The sequence below is a fragment of the Streptomyces sp. NPDC001920 genome, from assembly GCF_053594495.1.
This window is the reverse complement of record NZ_JBSFEP010000034.1, coordinates 57,297-57,734: the sequence shown is the minus strand read 5'-3', so window position 1 is coordinate 57,734 and position 438 is coordinate 57,297.

The window sequence follows — 438 nt, the reverse complement described above, 5'->3', positions numbered from 1 at the left end:
GGCGGCACTGACGACGTGACCAAAGTCGACATGCCGACGACGAACGAGTCGCTGCTGCTCAGGGGACATGTCCATCATCCTGGGCACCCCGACGGGCACAGTCAATGCTTTCCTAGTAATTCCATGGGGAAAGCAGGGAAAGTCTCACATTCTGAGAGGCCGGCCGTCCACCGGAGCCATGGCCGTCCCAGCCCGTCCCGCAGGAGTGGGTCCTCGGCGTGCGGCAGGGAGGGGCCAGGAGGTGCCCCGATCGGGGCCGATCAGGGGCGAGGGGTCACCATGGCTGAGAAGGGGTGCCATCCGCATCGAGCCCGTACCGCCAAAGTCGTTCTGCCTTATCGAGAAGCCCGCTTTCCCTGCGAATCCTGGTGAGTTCGTCCAAGGCGTCCAGGCGGCCGGCATCGGCGACCTTGCGGGCGAGGCGTTCTGCGCTTTCGT